Annotated in this window: 16 protein-coding genes and 4 tRNA genes; 13 read left to right on the forward strand and 7 right to left on the reverse strand. The window is 59.3% G+C overall.

Annotation, left to right across the window (positions count from 1 at the left end; translation table 11 throughout):
* Positions 1 to 172 precede the first annotated feature (172 nt).
* Positions 173 to 709, reverse strand: coding sequence for a TetR/AcrR family transcriptional regulator (locus tag ACX3YF_RS15940; protein WP_130203710.1), 537 nt, complete (start codon positions 707 to 709; stop codon positions 173 to 175).
* A 154-nt stretch (positions 710 to 863) separates the two neighbouring features.
* On the opposite strand from ACX3YF_RS15940, the gene ACX3YF_RS15945 reads away from it, so the two are divergent.
* The 4 genes from ACX3YF_RS15945 (at position 864) to ACX3YF_RS15960 (ending at position 5,642) form a co-directional block, all read left to right on the forward strand.
* Positions 864 to 2,060 (forward strand): MFS transporter, encoded by a 1,197-nt coding sequence (locus ACX3YF_RS15945; RefSeq protein ID WP_458944520.1) that lies wholly within the window; start codon positions 864 to 866, stop codon positions 2,058 to 2,060.
* A 44-nt stretch (positions 2,061 to 2,104) separates the two neighbouring features.
* Positions 2,105 to 2,416, forward strand: a complete 312-nt coding sequence (locus ACX3YF_RS15950; RefSeq protein ID WP_130203708.1) for a cupin domain-containing protein — start codon at positions 2,105 to 2,107, stop codon at positions 2,414 to 2,416.
* A 105-nt stretch (positions 2,417 to 2,521) separates the two neighbouring features.
* The gene (locus tag ACX3YF_RS15955) at positions 2,522 to 3,673 is read left to right on the forward strand and encodes a TDT family transporter (RefSeq protein ID WP_130203707.1); all 1,152 of its coding nucleotides are present in this window, start codon (positions 2,522 to 2,524) and stop codon (positions 3,671 to 3,673) included.
* 94 nt (positions 3,674 to 3,767) lie between these two features.
* On the forward strand, positions 3,768 to 5,642 hold the full coding sequence (locus ACX3YF_RS15960; protein ID WP_458973909.1) for an MFS transporter: 1,875 nt from the start codon (positions 3,768 to 3,770) through the stop codon (positions 5,640 to 5,642).
* A gap of 94 nt (positions 5,643 to 5,736) precedes the next feature.
* Here the strand turns inward: ACX3YF_RS15960 and sugE are convergent, their stop codons facing one another.
* From sugE to rdgC, 3 genes are all read right to left on the reverse strand, one after another.
* Positions 5,737 to 6,051: a quaternary ammonium compound efflux SMR transporter SugE gene (gene sugE / locus ACX3YF_RS15965; RefSeq protein WP_130203705.1), complete on the reverse strand. Its 315-nt coding sequence runs from the start codon at positions 6,049 to 6,051 to the stop codon at positions 5,737 to 5,739.
* Between the two features lie 119 nt (positions 6,052 to 6,170).
* Positions 6,171 to 7,136 carry a bile acid:sodium symporter family protein gene (locus tag ACX3YF_RS15970; protein WP_130203704.1) on the reverse strand — a complete coding sequence of 322 codons (966 nt, stop codon included), beginning with the start codon at positions 7,134 to 7,136 and terminating at the stop codon, positions 6,171 to 6,173.
* A 137-nt stretch (positions 7,137 to 7,273) separates the two neighbouring features.
* Positions 7,274 to 8,194, reverse strand: coding sequence for a recombination-associated protein RdgC (gene rdgC, locus ACX3YF_RS15975; RefSeq protein WP_008060875.1), 921 nt, complete (start codon positions 8,192 to 8,194; stop codon positions 7,274 to 7,276).
* Between the two features lie 160 nt (positions 8,195 to 8,354).
* On the opposite strand from rdgC, the gene ACX3YF_RS15980 reads away from it, so the two are divergent.
* The 4 genes from ACX3YF_RS15980 to ACX3YF_RS15995 all read left to right on the forward strand — a co-directional run bounded on the left by ACX3YF_RS15980 (position 8,355) and on the right by ACX3YF_RS15995 (position 8,892).
* Positions 8,355 to 8,430: transfer RNA gene (locus tag ACX3YF_RS15980), tRNA-Val, on the forward strand.
* Between the two features lie 19 nt (positions 8,431 to 8,449).
* Positions 8,450 to 8,526: transfer RNA gene (locus ACX3YF_RS15985), tRNA-Asp, on the forward strand.
* A 198-nt stretch (positions 8,527 to 8,724) separates the two neighbouring features.
* A tRNA-Val gene (locus ACX3YF_RS15990) sits at positions 8,725 to 8,800 on the forward strand.
* A 15-nt stretch (positions 8,801 to 8,815) separates the two neighbouring features.
* Positions 8,816 to 8,892, forward strand: a tRNA-Asp gene (locus ACX3YF_RS15995).
* Positions 8,893 to 9,110: 218 nt separating this feature from the next.
* Here the strand turns inward: ACX3YF_RS15995 and ACX3YF_RS16000 are convergent.
* Positions 9,111 to 10,247, reverse strand: a complete 1,137-nt coding sequence (locus ACX3YF_RS16000; RefSeq protein ID WP_458973910.1) for a catalase family protein — start codon at positions 10,245 to 10,247, stop codon at positions 9,111 to 9,113.
* Positions 10,248 to 10,275: 28 nt separating this feature from the next.
* Positions 10,276 to 12,078, reverse strand: coding sequence for a di-heme-cytochrome C peroxidase (locus ACX3YF_RS16005; RefSeq protein WP_448647285.1), 1,803 nt, complete (start codon positions 12,076 to 12,078; stop codon positions 10,276 to 10,278).
* 268 nt (positions 12,079 to 12,346) lie between these two features.
* On the opposite strand from ACX3YF_RS16005, the gene ACX3YF_RS16010 reads away from it, so the two are divergent.
* The 5 genes from ACX3YF_RS16010 (at position 12,347) to ACX3YF_RS16030 (ending at position 15,040) form a co-directional block, all read left to right on the forward strand.
* Positions 12,347 to 13,060, forward strand: coding sequence for an FKBP-type peptidyl-prolyl cis-trans isomerase (locus tag ACX3YF_RS16010; RefSeq protein ID WP_047531749.1), 714 nt, complete (start codon positions 12,347 to 12,349; stop codon positions 13,058 to 13,060).
* 292 nt (positions 13,061 to 13,352) lie between these two features.
* Positions 13,353 to 13,808, forward strand: coding sequence for a YkvA family protein (locus ACX3YF_RS16015; RefSeq protein ID WP_130203699.1), 456 nt, complete (start codon positions 13,353 to 13,355; stop codon positions 13,806 to 13,808).
* Between the two features lie 114 nt (positions 13,809 to 13,922).
* Entirely contained in the window at positions 13,923 to 14,264 is a 342-nt protein-coding gene (locus tag ACX3YF_RS16020) for a helix-turn-helix domain-containing protein (RefSeq protein ID WP_047531735.1), read from the forward strand.
* Positions 14,261 to 14,632 (forward strand): hypothetical protein, encoded by a 372-nt coding sequence (locus ACX3YF_RS16025; protein ID WP_003223109.1) that lies wholly within the window; start codon positions 14,261 to 14,263, stop codon positions 14,630 to 14,632. The genes ACX3YF_RS16020 and ACX3YF_RS16025 overlap by 4 nt, the downstream gene beginning before the upstream one ends.
* Positions 14,633 to 15,040: an SEL1-like repeat protein gene (locus ACX3YF_RS16030; RefSeq protein ID WP_448647284.1), complete on the forward strand. Its 408-nt coding sequence runs from the start codon at positions 14,633 to 14,635 to the stop codon at positions 15,038 to 15,040.
* A gap of 117 nt (positions 15,041 to 15,157) precedes the next feature.
* On the opposite strand, the gene ACX3YF_RS16035 is transcribed toward ACX3YF_RS16030, so the two are convergent.
* Positions 15,158 to 16,948 (reverse strand): bifunctional diguanylate cyclase/phosphodiesterase, encoded by a 1,791-nt coding sequence (locus tag ACX3YF_RS16035; protein WP_130203697.1) that lies wholly within the window; start codon positions 16,946 to 16,948, stop codon positions 15,158 to 15,160.
* Positions 16,949 to 17,064: the final 116 nt, after the last annotated feature.

Genomic DNA, 17,064 nt, shown 5'->3' on the forward strand with positions numbered 1-17,064 from the left:
CGCACGATGGCCTGGGTTAGTCAGTGTCGACCAAGGTCGTGGCGCGGCGGGGTGCCGCAGGGTGAGGGGGCAGCCAGTTTTTTGTGGTGCGTGCCGGCCCCATCGCGAGCAAGCTCGCTGCCACGGAGGATTGCGATCAACGGTAGCAACGAGCTTGCTCGCGATGGCGGCCTTACTGGCTCAACGCAATTTCGATCAGTTGATGCAATTCCTCGACCTGCAGCGGTGCCTCGGAAAACAGAATGCGAAACACGATGGGCGCAGCCACCATGTTGATCAGCCGGTCGACGCTGGGGCGGGGCTGATCCGGGTAGCGATCCAGAACTGTCTGCAGCTGCCCGCCAATGATCGTCGCGCAATAGCTCGGCTTGAGGCTTGATTGCACGTCGCGCAGCATGTTGCGGCCGGGGGCGGAGCTCATCTCGTCCAGGTACTGTTCTGCCCAGGCACGCACATCGCCGGGCAAGCTGCCGGTATTGGCCGACTCGGTTTCCGGTTGCAGGCGGGCGAGGGCGACGTCCGCCAGCAGCGCCGACAGATCTCCCCAACGCCGATAAATGGTCGAGGGTGTAACGCCTGCGCGCGCGGCGATCTGCGGCACGGTCACGCTGGCCCGATCCTGTTCTTCGAGCAGTTCGCGCACGGCCTTGTGAATGGATTCCTGCACCCGGGCGCTACGGCCGCCGGGACGTAAAGTCGGAGCTGTCATCACCTTTTTCCTGTCTCGCGTCGAAGCCTGCCAACCCGCAGTCGCCTCGATCCTGAAAAATCTGTTTCGGACCTTAACACAAAGAATTTGCTTTAAGAGCCAGGCGGTAGCACACTCCGCAAAAGCAAAAAATTAGCTTTTGCGGAGTGTGCCCATGCCCAGTTCTCATTCAAACCGTGCAAGCCTGTGGTTCCTGGCAGTCACTTTGCTCAGTTTTCTCGCTGCCTCCACGGCACCCACGCCGTTGTACCACCTGTACCAGGAGCAACTGCAGTTTTCGGCCGCCATCCTGACGCTTGTTTTTGCGGTATACGCCCTCAGTCTGCTGGTCGCGTTGCTGACGGTAGGGTCGCTGTCGGACCACCTTGGACGCAAACCGGTCATTTTCACTGCGGTACTGCTGAACATTGTCGCGATGCTGCTGTTTATCCAGGCCGACAGCGTCGGTTGGCTGATCAGTGCACGTGTCCTGCAGGGCTTCGCCACCGGGATGGCGACGGCCGTGTTGAGCGCCACGCTGCTGGACACTGATCGCCAGCAGGGGTCGCTGATCAACAGCGTGGCACCCTTGATCGGCATGGCGCTGGGTGGCTTGGGTTGCGGTTTGCTGGCCGAATTTGCCCCGGCTCCGTTACACCTGACGTATTGGCTGCTGCTCGTGTTGTTTGTGATGCAGGCGTTGTATGTCTGGCGTTTGCCGGAAACTGTCTCGCGTCAGCCTGGGGCATGGGCGTCATTGCGGCCCACCCTGCATGTGCCGGTTCAGGCGCGCTCGACCTTGTGGCGGGTGCTGCCGCTCAATACCGCAACCTGGGCGCTCGGAGGTTTTTACGCCTCCCTGGCGCCTTCGTTGGTGCGCACCGCCACGGGCTCGACTTCGAACCTGATTGGCGGCGCGACCGTTGCCGTACTGACGTTGACCGGTGCTTCGATGATTTTCATCCTGCGCAATTGGCCTGCCGGCAGGGCGCTGCAGTTGGGGGCCGGTTCGTTGGCGACGGGGGTTGTCCTGATTCTCCTGGGGGCGCACGGTGCCAGTCTGCCGCTGTTCTTCCTTGGCACGCTGGTCGCCGGTTGTGGTTTTGGAGCCGGTTTCCTGGGGGCTTTGCGTAGCGTCGTGCCGTTGGCCTTGCCCCATGAGCGCGCCGGTCTGATGTCGGCGTACTACGTGCTCAGTTACCTGGCCTTCTGCCTGCCGTCATTGCTGGCCGGTAACCTGGCGCGCACCTTTGGCCTGGTGGCGACCACCGAGGGTTATGGGGTCGTGCTGATCCTCCTGGCCTTGGGTGCATGGCTGGCGCACCGGCTTCGGCGCTCTTCCAGCGTTTGCAGCGCTGCTGGCCAGCCATAGGAAAACGGCATTTAATGCTGCCCATTCATTCGAAGGATCCGACCATGAAGATCATCCGCAGCAAGTCGTTTACCGGCGAGCGTGCCTGGGCCGCGCTGGACATTGCCAACATGAACGGCATTACCACGCGCCTGCACTGGACCGATCAGCCCTATAAATGGCACATCAACGACGGTCAGGAAGTGTTTGTGGTGCTCGATGGGCAAGTGCAGATGCGTTACCGCGAAGAGGGGATCGAGCGCGAGGCACTGCTGGAGGTCGGAGACATTTTTTATGCCTCGGTGGGCACTGAACACGTGGCTCATCCCGTGGGGCCGGCGCGAATTCTGGTGATAGAAACAGAAGGTAGTGTCTGACGGATTATCTGTGAAATAGATAACTCATAGAGAAATTACCCGTTATATCGATATTCGATCTGGATCTATGATGAGTTCCACCTCGCCCGAGGACAGGAGTTCACCATGACATGCCCCAACACCATCAAGCCCGGTATCAAGCCGTTCAGCCACCTGCAGCACCCGCGCGAAGTCATTCGCCAGTTCACCCCGAACTGGTTCGCCGCCACCATGGGCACCGGAGTGCTGGCGTTGGCGCTGGCACAATTGCCCGTCGCCAATCCCGGTTTGCGTGCTCTCGCCGAAGCGCTCTGGCTGTTCAACATCTTTCTGTTCGCCTTGTTCACAGCCTTGTACGCGGCGCGCTGGGTGCTGTTTTTCAATGAGGCCCGGCGGATTTTTGGCCACTCCACGGTTTCGATGTTTTTCGGCACGATTCCCATGGGCCTGGCGACCATCATCAACGGGTTTCTGGTATTTGGCCTGCCGCGTTTTGGCGAAGGCGTGATCCAGGTGGCCGAAGTGTTGTGGTGGCTTGATGTGGCGATGTCTTTAGCGTGCGGCGTATTGATTCCCTACATGATGTTCACCCGCCAGGAGCACAGCATCGACCAAATGACTGCCGTTTGGCTGTTGCCGGTGGTGGCGGCGGAAGTGGCGGCCGCCAGTGGTGGCCTGCTGGCGCCGCACCTGGTCGATGCCCACTCGCAACTGGTGGTGCTGGTGACCAGCTACGTGCTCTGGGCATTTTCCCTGCCCGTGGCGTTCAGCATTCTGACGATTCTGTTGCTGCGCATGGCGCTGCATAAACTGCCTCACGAAAACATGGCCGCTTCGAGCTGGCTGGCACTCGGGCCGATTGGCACGGGGGCGCTGGGCATGTTGCTGTTGGGCGCCGATGCACCGGGCATTTTTGCCGCCAACGGTTTGCCGGGCATCGGTGAGATCGCTGCCGGGCTGGGGCTGGTCGCCGGGATCACACTGTGGGGCTTTGGCCTGTGGTGGATGCTGATGGCGGTGCTGATCACTCTGCGCTATCTGCGCGGAGGCATCCCTTTCAACCTCGGCTGGTGGGGGTTCACCTTTCCGTTGGGCGTCTATTCCCTGGCAACGCTGAAACTGGCCAGTACCTTGCACCTGACGTTTTTCAGTGTCTTCGGTTGTGTGCTGGTGAGTTTGCTGGCCGTGATGTGGCTGATCGTCGCCAAGCGCACCGTGCAGGGTGCCTGGCGCGGTGAACTGTTTGTCTCGCCATGCATTGCAGGATTGAAGAAATAACCGGCAAAGATTAGGTAATGTGTGGCCTGGATCGACGTGCGACATTCCAATAAATGTATCCACGCCACTCACACCTGAATCAGGGACACGGAAGATGAGTCATCCCTCACAGTTCACCTTGCTGCGCACCCGGCGTTTCCTGCCTTTTTTCGTGACACAGTCCCTCGGGGCGTTCAACGACAACATCTTCAAGCAGTCACTGATCCTCGCCATCCTGTACAAGTTGACCATCGACGGTGATCGTTCGATCTGGGTCAATTTGTGTGCGCTGCTGTTCATTCTGCCGTTCTTTCTGTTTTCGGCACTGGCCGGGCAGTTCGGCGAGAAGTTCGCCAAGGATGCGCTCATCCGCCTGATCAAGCTCGGCGAAATCGTCATCATGGCGGTCGGCGCGGTGGGTTTCCTGTTCGATCATTTGTCGCTGATGCTGGTAGCGCTGTTCGCCATGGGCACGCATTCGGCGCTGTTCGGGCCGGTGAAATACTCGATCCTGCCCCAGGCCTTGCGCGAAGAAGAGCTGGTGGGTGGCAACGGTCTGGTGGAAATGGGCACCTTCCTGGCGATCCTGGCCGGGACCATCGGCGCCGGGATCATGATGTCGTCCAGTCACTATGCGCCCATCGTTTCGATGGCCATCGTCGGCATTGCCGTCCTGGGTTACCTGGCCAGCCGCGGCATTCCACGGGCTGCCGCGACGTCGCCGCAGATGCGCCTGAACTGGAACATTTTCAGCCAGTCCTGGGCCACCTTGAAGCTGGGCCTGGGGCAGACCCCGGCGGTGTCGCGCTCGATTGTCGGCAATTCATGGTTCTGGTTTGTCGGGGCGATCTATCTGACGCAAATCCCCGCCTATGCCAAGGAGTGGATGCACGGCGACGAGACTGTCGTGACGTTGATTCTGACGGTGTTCTCGGTGGGTATCGCACTGGGCTCGATGCTGTGTGAGAAATTGTCCGGGCGCAAAGTCGAAATTGGCCTGGTGCCATTCGGTTCTTTCGGGTTGACCGTATTCGGCTTGTTGCTGTGGTGGCATTCCGGCGGGATTCCAGACAGTGTCGAGGGCCATGGCTGGGTCGAGATTCTCGGCTTTGGGCACACCTGGCTGGTATTGATCGACATCCTCGGCCTGGGGGTTTTTGGCGGTTTCTACATCGTGCCGCTGTACGCGCTGATTCAGTCGCGCACCCCCGAGAACGAGCGGGCGCGGGTCATTGCCGCCAACAACATTCTCAATGCGCTGTTCATGGTGGTGTCGGCGATTGTCTCGATCGTCTTGTTGAGCCTGGTCAAGTTGTCGATTCCGCAGCTGTTCCTGGTGGTGTCGCTGCTGAACATCGGCGTCAATGCGTACATTTTCAAAATCGTCCCCGAATTCACCATGCGCTTCATGATCTGGCTGCTCAGCCATTCCATGTACCGCGTGGAGCATCGCAACCTGGATCTGATTCCCGATGAAGGCGCGGCACTGCTGGTGTGCAACCACGTGTCCTTCGTCGATGCCTTGCTGATTGGTGGGGCGGTGCGTCGACCGATTCGCTTCGTGATGTATTACAAAATCTACAACCTGCCGGTGTTGAATTTTATCTTTCGCACGGCCGGGACAATTCCGATAGCGGGGCGCCAGGAAGACATCCAGATCTATGAAAAGGCCTTCACGCGCATTGCGCAGTATCTGAAGGACGGCGAACTGGTGTGCATCTTCCCCGAGGGCAAGCTGACCGCCGATGGCGAGATCAACGAGTTCAAGGGCGGATTGAAGCGGATACTCGAAGAGACACCGGTGCCGGTGATTCCGTTGGCCTTGCAGGGGTTGTGGGGAAGTTTCTTCAGTCGCGATCCGAAGAAAGGATTGTTTCGCCGATTGTGGTCGCGGGTGACGTTGGTGGCGGGGCCGGCGGTGGCGGTTGAGGTGGCTGAACCGGCCAGATTGCAGCAGTTGGTGGGGGAGTTGCGCGGGGCCGTCAGGTAGTCGTTGGTTGCTGGCCTCATCGCGAGCAGGCTCGCTCCCACATTGGAATGCGATCACATGTGTGAGCGAGCCTGCTCGCGATAGGGGTAGCGGTCTAGGCGCTGACCTTGAGCCCAGCCAGCCCGGTAATGATCAGCGCCACACTCGCCAGCCTCACCAGCGCCATGGACTCGCCAAACAGAATGATCCCGGCGATCACCGTGCCGACGGCACCCACACCGGTCCAGATCGCATAGGCCGTGCCCAGCGGCAGTTCCTTCATGGCAAGGCCCAACAAGCCAAGGCTGACGCCCATGGCTGCAACGGTCAGTGCGGTGGGGAGAGGGCGGCTGAAACCGTCGGTGTATTTCAGGCCGACTGCCCAGCCGACTTCGAACAGGCCGGCGAAAAACAGAATGATCCAGGACATCAAAGACCTCCATCGATTGACGGGGTCGTCCCCAGATTAATGACTCGTTTGAGCCGCGAGGTCGTCCTCGCGTTGCGCAATATAGTGCCCAGCATTAACCGGGTGATCAAGTTCAGGCATCAGTCGATGGCCTGTTGAGCAGCGATTTTCCGGTCTTCTTTCTCGCTCATGCGACGGAAATACGTCGAGAGCAACGCTCCGGAAATGTTGTGCCACACGCTGAACAATGCACTCGGCACCGCCGCCAGTGGCGAGAAGTGCGCACTGGCCAGGGCGGCCCCCAAACCTGAGTTCTGCATGCCGACTTCCAGCGCCAGTGACTTGCGCTGAGCCAATGGCAACTTGAACAGGCGCCCGGTGAAGTAGCCCAGCAGATAGCCGAAGCTGTTGTGCAACATGACCACCGCCATGATCAGCAAGCCGGACTCGGCAATCTTGGCCTGGCTGGCGGCAACCACGGCCGTGACGATGATCACGATGCTGACCACCGACACCAGCGGCAACACGTCCACCGCGTGGCGAACCCGATCACCGAGCAGGCGCTGGGCAACGACGCCGAGCACGATCGGCAGCAGCACCACTTGCAGGATCGACCAGAACAGCTCCATGAACGACACCGGCAACCAGGCCGAGGCCAGCAGCCAGATCAATGCCGGCGTCAGCAGTGGGGCGAGGAGGGTGGTGACGGCGGCGATGGCCACCGACAGGGCCAGATCGCCGCGTGCCAGCCAGGTCATCACGTTCGACGAGGTGCCGCTTGGGCAACAGCCGACCAGGATCACGCCGACGGCGATTTCAGGCGGCAGATGGAATGCCTGGCACAGCAACCACGCCACGCCGGGCATGATCACGAAATGTGCGACCACGCCCAGGGCCACGCGCCATGGATGGCGAGCGACTTCGGCGAAGTCTTCGAGCTTGAGGGTCAGGCCCATGCCGAACATCACCAGCCCCAGCAGCGGCACGATGGCGCCCTTGAGGCCGATGAACCATGCCGGTTGCAGAAACGCCACCACGGCGAAAATCAGTACCCAGTAAGCGAAGGTGTTGCCGACAAAACGACTCAATGCAGCCAGTGCGCGCATGGCCTGATCCTTTTTATTAAGTAGCAGCACAAGACCCCTGCAGGAGCGAGCCTGCTCGCGATGGTGTGTCAGACAAAAAGGGGGGGCTGACACTCCATCGCGAGCAAGCTCGCTCCTGCATTAGAGATCACAAGGCTTCAGATTCCCTGGGGAGTCTCTTCCCCGCCCAATGCCTCAACCAGCGCCGGCAGGAAGTCGCCGAAGGTGAGCATCATCAGGGTGAAGCTGGCATCCAGTTGGCCCAGGGCTTCGTCGCCACCGTCCTGTTCCGCCTGGTCTTGCAGCAGGTCTTCGAACTTCAGGCGCTTGACCACCATCTTGTCGTCGAGGACGAAGGACAGTTTGTCCTGCCAGGCCAGCGACAACTGCGTGACCACCTTGCCGGTGCTCAAGTGCAGCTGGATTTCTTCGCTGGTCAGGTCCTGGCGCTTGCAACGCACGATACCGCCGTCTTCGTGGGTGTCGCGCAGTTCGCACTCGTCCAGCACAAAGAAATCGTCCGCGGCTTTCTGGGTGGTGACCCACTCGGTCATGGTCGCGGTCGGAGACATTTTTACCGTCAGCGGGCGCACCGGCAGGGTACCGATCACTTCACGCAGGGTGGACAGCAGGTCTTCGGCGCGTTTCGGGCTGGCCGAGTTCACCAGGATCAGGCCCTGTTTCGGCGCGATGGCGGCGAAGGTCGAGGAGCGACGGATAAAGGCACGCGGCAGGAACGCCTGGATGATTTCATCCTTGATCTGGTCGCGTTCCTTTTTATAGACCTTGCGCATTTGCTCGGCTTCGATCTCTTCGACCTTTTCCTTGACCGCGTCACGCACGACGCTGCCTGGCAGAATACGTTCTTCCTTGCGGGCGCTGATCAGCAGGAAGTCGCCACTGACGTGCACCAGCGGTGCATCTTCGCCCTTGCCGAACGGCGCGACGAAACCGTAGGTGGTCAACTCCTGGCTTGCACATGGACGCGCCAGTTTGGTGGCCAGTGCAGTTTCCAACGCCTCGGCATCAACAGGCAGATCTTGGGTCAGGCGATAGATAAGCAGGTTCTTGAACCACATGGGGTGAGTCTCTCCTTTATACAAAGGGAGGCATTATTGTCCTCGCGGTGCCATAGGCCAACCCTTCTCTAAGCCTTTGGAAGGCATGAAAAAATTAATTAAAAAAGTGCTTGCCAGAGGTGGGGTCGCTCCGTAGAATGCGCGCCACACCGAACGTGAAGGGTGATTAGCTCAGCTGGGAGAGCGTCTGCCTTACAAGCAGAATGTCGGCGGTTCGATCCCGTCATCACCCACCATTCGCATTCAGTGTTACGCGCAGCGGTAGTTCAGTCGGTTAGAATACCGGCCTGTCACGCCGGGGGTCGCGGGTTCGAGTCCCGTCCGCTGCGCCATATTCGGTAACCTGGAACACTGAACGCCAGGTCACCACGGAAAAGCCCGCTGATGCGGGCTTTTTTCTGCTCCAAGTTTGTATGTTGTTCCTGTGGGTTGCATCGTTTCACCGGTTTTTAGATTTTTTTGAAAAAACATCAATTAAATCAACACTTTATAAAAACCTGTGGCATAATGTGTCCCGCAACGAAGGTAAAGGGTGATTAGCTCAGCTGGGAGAGCGTCTGCCTTACAAGCAGAATGTCGGCGGTTCGATCCCGTCATCACCCACCACTTTCAACGCTACGCGCAGCGGTAGTTCAGTCGGTTAGAATACCGGCCTGTCACGCCGGGGGTCGCGGGTTCGAGTCCCGTCCGCTGCGCCATATTCGGTAACCTGGAACACTGAACGCCAGGTCACCACAGAAAGCCCGCTCAATGCGGGCTTTTTGCTGTCTGGAATTTGGCTTTTCCTGCAGAGTCGCCTCTCCCATTGTGGGGGGCGAGCTTGCTCCAGATGGCATTGTGGCGATGGTCGACAACGATAGCGCTGAGAATCTGCCGCCCCGTTGTGTTCTCAGGTTTCTCGCGAGCAGGCTCGCTCCTACTGTTCGGCGTTGCGGGCGTGTCGGTAATCGCTGACGGCTTCGTAAACGGCTTTGCGCAACCGATTGATGCCGCCGATAGGGCGATGAGCCTCGAGCCCAAACCATGGGTTGAACGACTGGTTATCGCATTGCAGGTTCAGCGCAGGCGTGTCGAAGTCCTGTGCAGGCACGTTGATTCGTGCCACGGTCTGGAAGGGCGCATCGTTCTCGCTCCACTCAATGCTGGTGTCTTCGATCGGCATGTACTTGTTTGCGTCCTGGCGCTGGATCTGCAAGACAAAGCACGCAGGTACCCGATCTGTCGACAGCTGTTGGTTCAGCGCATTGCGCAGGAAGTTCGGCAATTTCTGGTTTTGCGCAGGCAAGCTATAGGGCGGGCAGCTTTGCGGGTCGGGCATTACACGAAACTTGGCGTTGGCTTCACCGAATTTGTAGGGCGAAACTGAAAAGTAGGTGGCCTGGGTCGGGCTCGGCGGCGCGGGTGACAGGGTCTTCAGCGCAATGAACAGGTGACGGACCTGCCAGGTGCGCGGGTCCCAACCCGGAAAAAAGGCCATGACTTTTTTGCCGTCTGCCTGAGCGGCGACGTTCTGACGATACTCGGCGACATCGCTGACGAAAAAGTTCGGGTGGTTGAACATCACGAAGTCCTGTTCGCTTCGATGTGTTTGATCGCTCAGCAGTTGTTTGCCTGGCACATCGAGCAGCTTGATCGCCATGCCCTGCGCATCGCGGATGCTGTCGAACTGCGGATAGGCATTGCCGTTGGACAGGCGCATCGTCGCTTGCCAGGTTTTGCCCGGTTCGCTGAACACACCCTGACGTAAATCGTTCGGCAGGTCCGGCAGAACCTGCACTTCGGCTTGCACGCAGCCGTGGGCCTTGGCATGAGCGTCACGCAGATAGCGGGTGTTATCGCGGTGCTGGTCGACGATGCGCACGGCGGTCTGGATGATGTCCTGAGTCATTGCCGCTTCACCGTCCGGAATCAGCTCTTGCGCCGATACGGGGCCGCGGTGTTGCCAGGCAAACCACGCGGTGAGCAGCGCCCAGCCAAGCAGCCCAAGACCCAGCAGCCAGAGCAGCGTCTTGCCGAGAAATGCGCCCAGGCGCAGCCAGAGGGTCATGAGCATGCAGAAATCCTTTTGCAAAGGGCGAGGGTCATGGCAATTGCGACTCAAGAGGGCCGCCCAGCACCTTCAGATACTCCAGCAGCGCCCAGCGCTCCTGTGGTTGCAACAGACGACCGATCACGCCATTGCCAGGCTTGCCGGCGCGGAACTCGTGACCGCTGTTGTGGTTGCCGGTGATGCGCGTGTCGAACACAAAGCCATTGGTAAAGGCTTCGGTGCGATAGCCCAGGTGCTTCGGGTCGTACTCGAACGTGCCTTTGTAAAAGGTGGTTGAGCGTTCATCCTGAGGCGAGAGCAATTGATAAAGGCTTGGCACCGACCCGTTGTGCAGGAACGGCGCTGTCGCCCATACGCCCGCCAATGGCCGGGCCTTGTAGGCGCGTAACTCACGAACACCGATCGGCAAGCCGAATCCATCCATTTCAGGTCGCTCGGCGGGTGTGATGCCGGCCTCGCGATAGGCCCGGTTTTCCACAAACGCTGTGACATAGGCCAGCCCTTTGGCCACCGACATCTGGCTCAGATCAAGGGGGGCTTCGGGTTTGGGTTCGACATCCAGTTGATCAAGCTCGGTTTGACTCCACTGCAGCGCCGTCAGGTCGAAGCGATGATTGGCAATGTTGTTGGCGGCGCCAGGGTCGGTGCCGATGTATTCCACCGGGAGCATTTTCAAGTGTTGCACGTATCGCCCTTGGCCTTGAGTCACCCGCGGTACGTGGCAGCCGGCGCAGTTTTCGCTGAACAGTGCGCGACCTTTTGCGGCCAAGGGTTTGTCGATGGGCCCCAACAGTTCTTCGGGCCAGGCGGGCGGTGCGAGCCGTTGCAGGGTTTCTTCGATCAAATGCAAATCACGCACCCGGACGCTGGAAGGGTAACGATCATCGCCCTTGAGCGGTTGCCGATTACGGTCAAAGAAATTCAGCGTGGCGCCTACACCCAAGGCTTCGCCGATGTTGCGAGCCATGGGCTGCTGCGCCGAGCCGTTCCATTGCACCCAGTCGAATGTCCACATATCCCATAGCTGTGGATAGTCCACCGGGGCGTCGGCTACGCGGTAATTTTCAGGGGTAATGGCATCGCCGAAACTGGCATTGGCGATGCGCCCGAAAGCATCCGTACGCCCCGGCCCTTCTTCAGTCGGGTAGAGCCCGCGATGGGTGTCGTTCCAGGCCACTTTCAGGAAAGTATCGAGCGAACCCTTGAATTCGTTGCGCAGTTGCTGGCGCCGGGCGTCGTAATCCTGCCCCAGCACCTGACGTGCGAAACGTTCGAATTTCCAGGGGTTGTAGTAAGTCGCTGCCAGGCTCGCCACCAAGGCTTGTCCGAAACTGCCGCCTCGTAGCGTAGGCACGCTGGAGGGCAGGACATGCTGCGCCGAACCGCCATCGATGCGCACGGCTTGGCCTTTGAAACGCAGTTCCCCGGTATGGCAGGCGGCACAGGTAATATCCAGAAACGTATCTGCGCTCCCGGGATTTTGGTGCCGGGCAAAGCCCACCGGAAGATTTCCGGGGTTGTTCGGCGTGGGTTTCTGATTGGGATCGATTAAAAAGCCGAAGCGTGCGAGGTATTCAGGAGAGGCGAATCGTTGTTGCGAGAAAGGCAGCTCAAGCGCCGTGAACCAATCGTAGTGCAGGCCTTTGACCTGCGTGCCCTGAGGTGTGAAGTAGTAGGTCTGACGGTCGGTATCGCTCCATTGGTCGAGATAATGCACCTGTTGCGCAGGTGACCAGGCCGGCAGTTTCGGGTTGGCGACGTAGTACAGGACCACGGCCAGACACAGCCCGACCAGGATTACGATCAGCATCAGCAAACGGAAGAAGAGGCGCAAGATGAACATCCTTGTAGATTATTTTTCTTTTATGCCTCAGTGCCAGATCAACGGCAAGTGGCCATTACGCCAGACATTGTGGGGTACCAGAACGACGTCTATGAGAGTCTGATGACGGAAGTTTCATCATCTACACTCCGAAAAGCGTTTAAACACCTGAACTTATCCGAAATTTCCGGCTCTCATGCCGGTAGCCATTGGTCGTGGCCGCCTGATAAGCTCGCGGCTTTACTCGATTGCCCTTTAGGCGCATGAACAAGGAAATAGCATGAAACAGCATCGGTTGGCGGCGGCGGTGGCCCTGGTTAGCCTGGTACTTGCGGGTTGCGACTCGCAGACCAGCGTAGAGCTGAAAACCCCGGCGCAAAAGGCTTCCTACGGCATTGGCCTGAACATGGGCAAAAGCCTGGCTCAGGAAGGCATGGATGACCTGGACTCCAAGGCCGTAGCCCAGGGCATCGAAGATGCCGTTGGCAAAAAAGAACAGAAACTGAAAGATGAAGAGCTGGTTGAAGCCTTCGCTGCGCTGCAAAAGCGTGCCGAAGAGCGTATGGCCAAGATGAGCGAAGAGTCGGCAGCCGCCGGCAAGAAATTCCTCGAAGAAAACGCCAAGAAAGCCGGCGTCGTCACCACCGCTTCGGGCTTGCAGTACGAAGTGGTCAAGAAAGCCGATGGCGCTCAGCCCAAGCCGACTGATGTAGTGACTGTCCACTACACCGGCAAGCTGACCAACGGCACCGTTTTCGACAGCTCCGTCGAGCGCGGCAGCCCGATCGATCTGCCGGTTAGCGGCGTGATTCCGGGTTGGGTTGAAGGCCTGCAACTGATGCACGTCGGCGAGAAGTACAAGCTGTACATTCCTAGCGAACTGGCTTACGGCGCGCAAAGCCCAAGCCCGGCGATTCCAGCCAACTCGGTGCTGGTGTTCGACCTGGAACTGCTGGGGATCAAGGATCCAGCAAAAGAAGACGCTGCCAAGTAATCAGCGTCCGCTCTAAAAACAACGCCTCGCTAATGCGGGGCGTTGTTGCATCTGGTGTGTGGCGCGGGTAAACAAAGCGAACAGATGCAGCAGGCTGGAGTCATAGACATTGTCGGAGCGGCGTTAACCTCGTCAGATCGCCAAGTCAATGAAATCTTGGGTTTTTTTAGATGGGTAAAAAACGCCCGATCTGAGTTCGGCCCTTATGCAACGGGGCTTTCAGCCGCGAAAAGCTGCTCTGTTCACAAGGTTATCCACAATTTGTGTGGATAACATTTACATGGGAGGCGTGATGAAAGCACCCTGGAATTTTGCTCGTTTCCTGCCATTGGCCGGACGACTGCTTGCTCGTGGACGCTTGCCGACCTTGCTGTTCGCGGTGGCCAGCAAAGGTGCCAGTCAAGGCAATCGGCTGGGCAAACTCAAGGATGATCTGCGCCTGTTGCAGGCACTCTGCCTGGCTTATTGGCGCGGTGAATATCGGGCCATCAGCCCCAAAGCGCTGGTGTCGGTCGTGGCGGGCCTGATGTATTTTCTCAGCCCGGTGGACGCGATTCCGGATTTCATTCCGGTATTCGGCATGCTGGATGACATCGCTGTACTGGCCTGGTTGATGAAAGTCCTCGATGATGAACTCAATGCTTTCCGCGAATGGCGTAAACGTCAAATGCCAGAGAAGCTCGCCGTGGTCGAACGCCTGCCCGATACCCCTGAACAACTTCAGCTTCAGGGGCCGAAAAAGAACTGAACTGATTCAATCTCATCCACAGATAGATACCCCCCGCGACCTTGGCCGCTGTTAGGATTACACTTCTAGGGAAAAGTGCCGACTCGCTAAGTGTTGTTGTCCTACGGGGTAGTCATGGATATTCAGATAATTACACGCGAAGGCGAGCCCGAATATGCGGTTCTGCCATGGGCTCAGTATCAGGCTCTACTGAAAGCAGCAGGCATCAACGAAGCACCGTCGCGTCCGGCCGCAGCGCCGCTTGCGACAACCCAGGACCCGATTCTTCCAGGTCTTGATCAACTACGCAGTTTGCGCGAAGGGAAGGGCATCGCCATCGAGGCGCTGGCCCGCACGGTAGGCATCAGCCCGTCTTATCTGGCCATGATCGAAAGTGGCGAGCGTCTGCCCGACGCGGCCATCCGCCGAAGCCTGGCCTGGGAACTGACGGTGCCAGGGTGGAGGGATGAATCGTGAGCGTACGCATCAGTCGTCAACACTGGGACGGATTGCTGGGCGAGCTGGATCAGGCGCGCCGTCAGCGTCATCTATTGACCTATCGGGCATTGCTGGAGCGTTTGCAGCTTCCAACGCCTGCCATGCAAACCCTGACTGCCGCGCTCGAGCATCTGGCGGCACTGGATGCCAAAGCCGAACAACCGCTGCGCAGTTCGCTGGTGATCAGCCAGGGCGCCAGCCGCCTGCCACGTACCGGTTTCTTTGAATGCGTCGAGCGCCTCGGGCGATTTTCCGGGCCGTCCGATGGCGTCGCGGCAGCGTCCTGGCATGCCTCGGAAGTGGTGCGCGTGTTTGAGTACGAGTACCCCGAGTCGGCGGAGGCCTGAGTGCTTTTCCGACTCAAGGCGCAGGTCAGTTACTGGCTGGCACGCCGGCTTTTTCACTGGCAATGGTTCGTGCGACGGCCGCGTGGCTGGAGCTGGCTGGAAGGCCAGTTCGCCCGTATGGCTAACCTGGGTGATGTCGATGCTCAGAGCTTCTATGGCCACATCCTGACCTTTCGCGGCGTCGGTCTGGGCGCTCGCGAGGAGGGCCTTCGCTTGCTGCGCCTGGCGGCGTTGGCTGGCGATGGCAAAGCGGCGTATCAGGTCGGGGTGATCAGCCTCGCCGGAACGCCGAGCAAGGCGCCGGACCCGACCGAGGCGGCGCGTTTCTGGAGCATTGCAGCGAAGGCCGGGCATCCGTTGGCCGAACTCAAGCTCAAAGAGCTGGCGGCTCGAGGTGACGGGCTATAGCCCAGAATTGTGTTGTTCCGGCGGGCGGCATCGCGAGCAAGCTCGGTCCCGCAGTGGATCTGTTGAGGGCCCGCCTTTCATGTGGGAGCGAGCCTGCTCGCGATGGCGTCAGGCCCTTCATCGATGCCCGGCAAGCAGCACATCCTCTTTCTCCGGCGCCGCCAGGCTATCGATCACATGCACGCTGTATCCCTGCACATTCTTCGCGTGGTGTTTGGCCTGTGACGCCATCTCGGCCAATTGGCTGGCATCGAGTTGATCGCAGGCCTGTGGATGCAAATGCACCACGCCGATGGACAGGGACAGCAAGGGGAACTCCTGGCGCAGGCCTTGGCGATTGGGCGCGATAAAGCATCCGGCTTCCAGGTGTTCGCTGCGATAGAAGCGTCGGCACTGGCCCTGGAAGTCCTCCAGTAACTGGTTCAAACGCTTGCGCCAGTCTTCCGGGCCGAGCACCAGCAGGAAGTCGTCGCCGCCGATATGGCCAACGAAGTCGCGGGACGGATCGACGCGGTCGTTCAGGCATTGCGCCAGGCATAACAGGACTTCATCACCACGGCCGTAACCATAGATATCGTTGAAGGGCTTGAAGCTGTCGATGTCGACGTAGCAGATCACCGATTCCCGTTGCTGTTGCAGCAGCCGCGTCAGGCATTGCTGGATTGGCACATTGCCTGGCAGCAGGGTCAGGGGATTGGCGTAGCGCGCTTGCTGGATTTTCAGTTCGGTAATCAGTTTTAGCACGTCGATCACCCGGCCCAGGCCCAGGTAGCCGCCGTTGAGGGTGATGATGAAATCTTCTTCGATGCGTTGGCGGGCGCGGCTGGTGATCAGGCGGCTGACCTGTTGCAGTGACTGGCTCACCTCGACGGCGAGGAAGTCATCGTTCATCAGGCGGCTGATGGGTTTGCGGGCGAACAGATCGGTGGCAAACGGCTTGAGCAGGGCGTCGGAGAGTGAATGGCGGTGGACGATGCCACACGGTTGGCCGTGCTCATCCAGTACCGCCAGCGAATTCAGATTGGCCTGGCGGCGGAAGGCTTCCAGTACCGTGGCCGTCGGCGTGTCGCGCGTCACCGCCGGTTGGTCGTTGAGCAGGGCGCTGAGGTCGCTGCCGTCGTCGCTCAACACCACGGCGGTGTTGTCCTGCCGCGGCATCATGGGGCGGGCATCCCGGGGCGGATGCTCTTGCGGTCGACAGAGCAAATAGCCCTGGACCAGGTCGACCCCCATTTCCGTCAGTACCGCGAGCTCTTCCGGCAACTCGATGCCTTCGGCGATCACCTGTGCGCGTGAGGCCTTGGCGATTTGCAGGATCGAGCCGACGAATTCGCGCTTGAGGGCATCCTGGTGTATGCCATCGATGAAGTGCCGGTCGATCTTCACATAGTCCGGCCGTAGCTCGGACCACAGGCGCAAACTCGAATAGCCGGCACCCAAGTCATCCAGGGCAATGGAAAAACCCATCGCCCGATAGTGATGCAGGGCGGTTTGCAGCAACTCGAAATCGTCGGTGGGAGTCTGTTCGGTGAGTTCGATCACCACCTGGCTCGGCGGGATGCCGAAATCGTCCAGCAGTTGCAGGGTGCGGCCGGGTTGGTGCGCGGCTTCGAGCAGGGATTCCGGGGACACGTTGAGGAACAGCTTGCCGGGCAGTTGCTGTTCATTGAAGCGTCGACAGGCGCTTTCACGGCAGGCGATTTCCAGTTCGCTCAAGCGTCCGGCCTGGCGGGCGACGGCAAACAATGCAATAGGGGAGTGCAGCGGGCTGTTGGAGGGCCCCCGACTGAGGGCTTCGTAACCCAGAATCCGTCGTTCAGAAAGGCAAATGATCGGCTGGAACAGACTGTGCAAACCGCTTTGAGTCAGGATTGAACTCAACGCACTCAGCTGTTCTGTTGTGGTCATGGCGATCTCTGGCGATAAAAAAAGGACCGGGCGGGCTCTTGGTAAGAGAGCACGCCCAGTCCTCTATTTCACGACAGAATGATGACTGTTTGATGACGCTCCGCAGAGCGTCAGCA

Source organism: Pseudomonas fluorescens group sp. PF-69, from assembly GCF_054481235.1.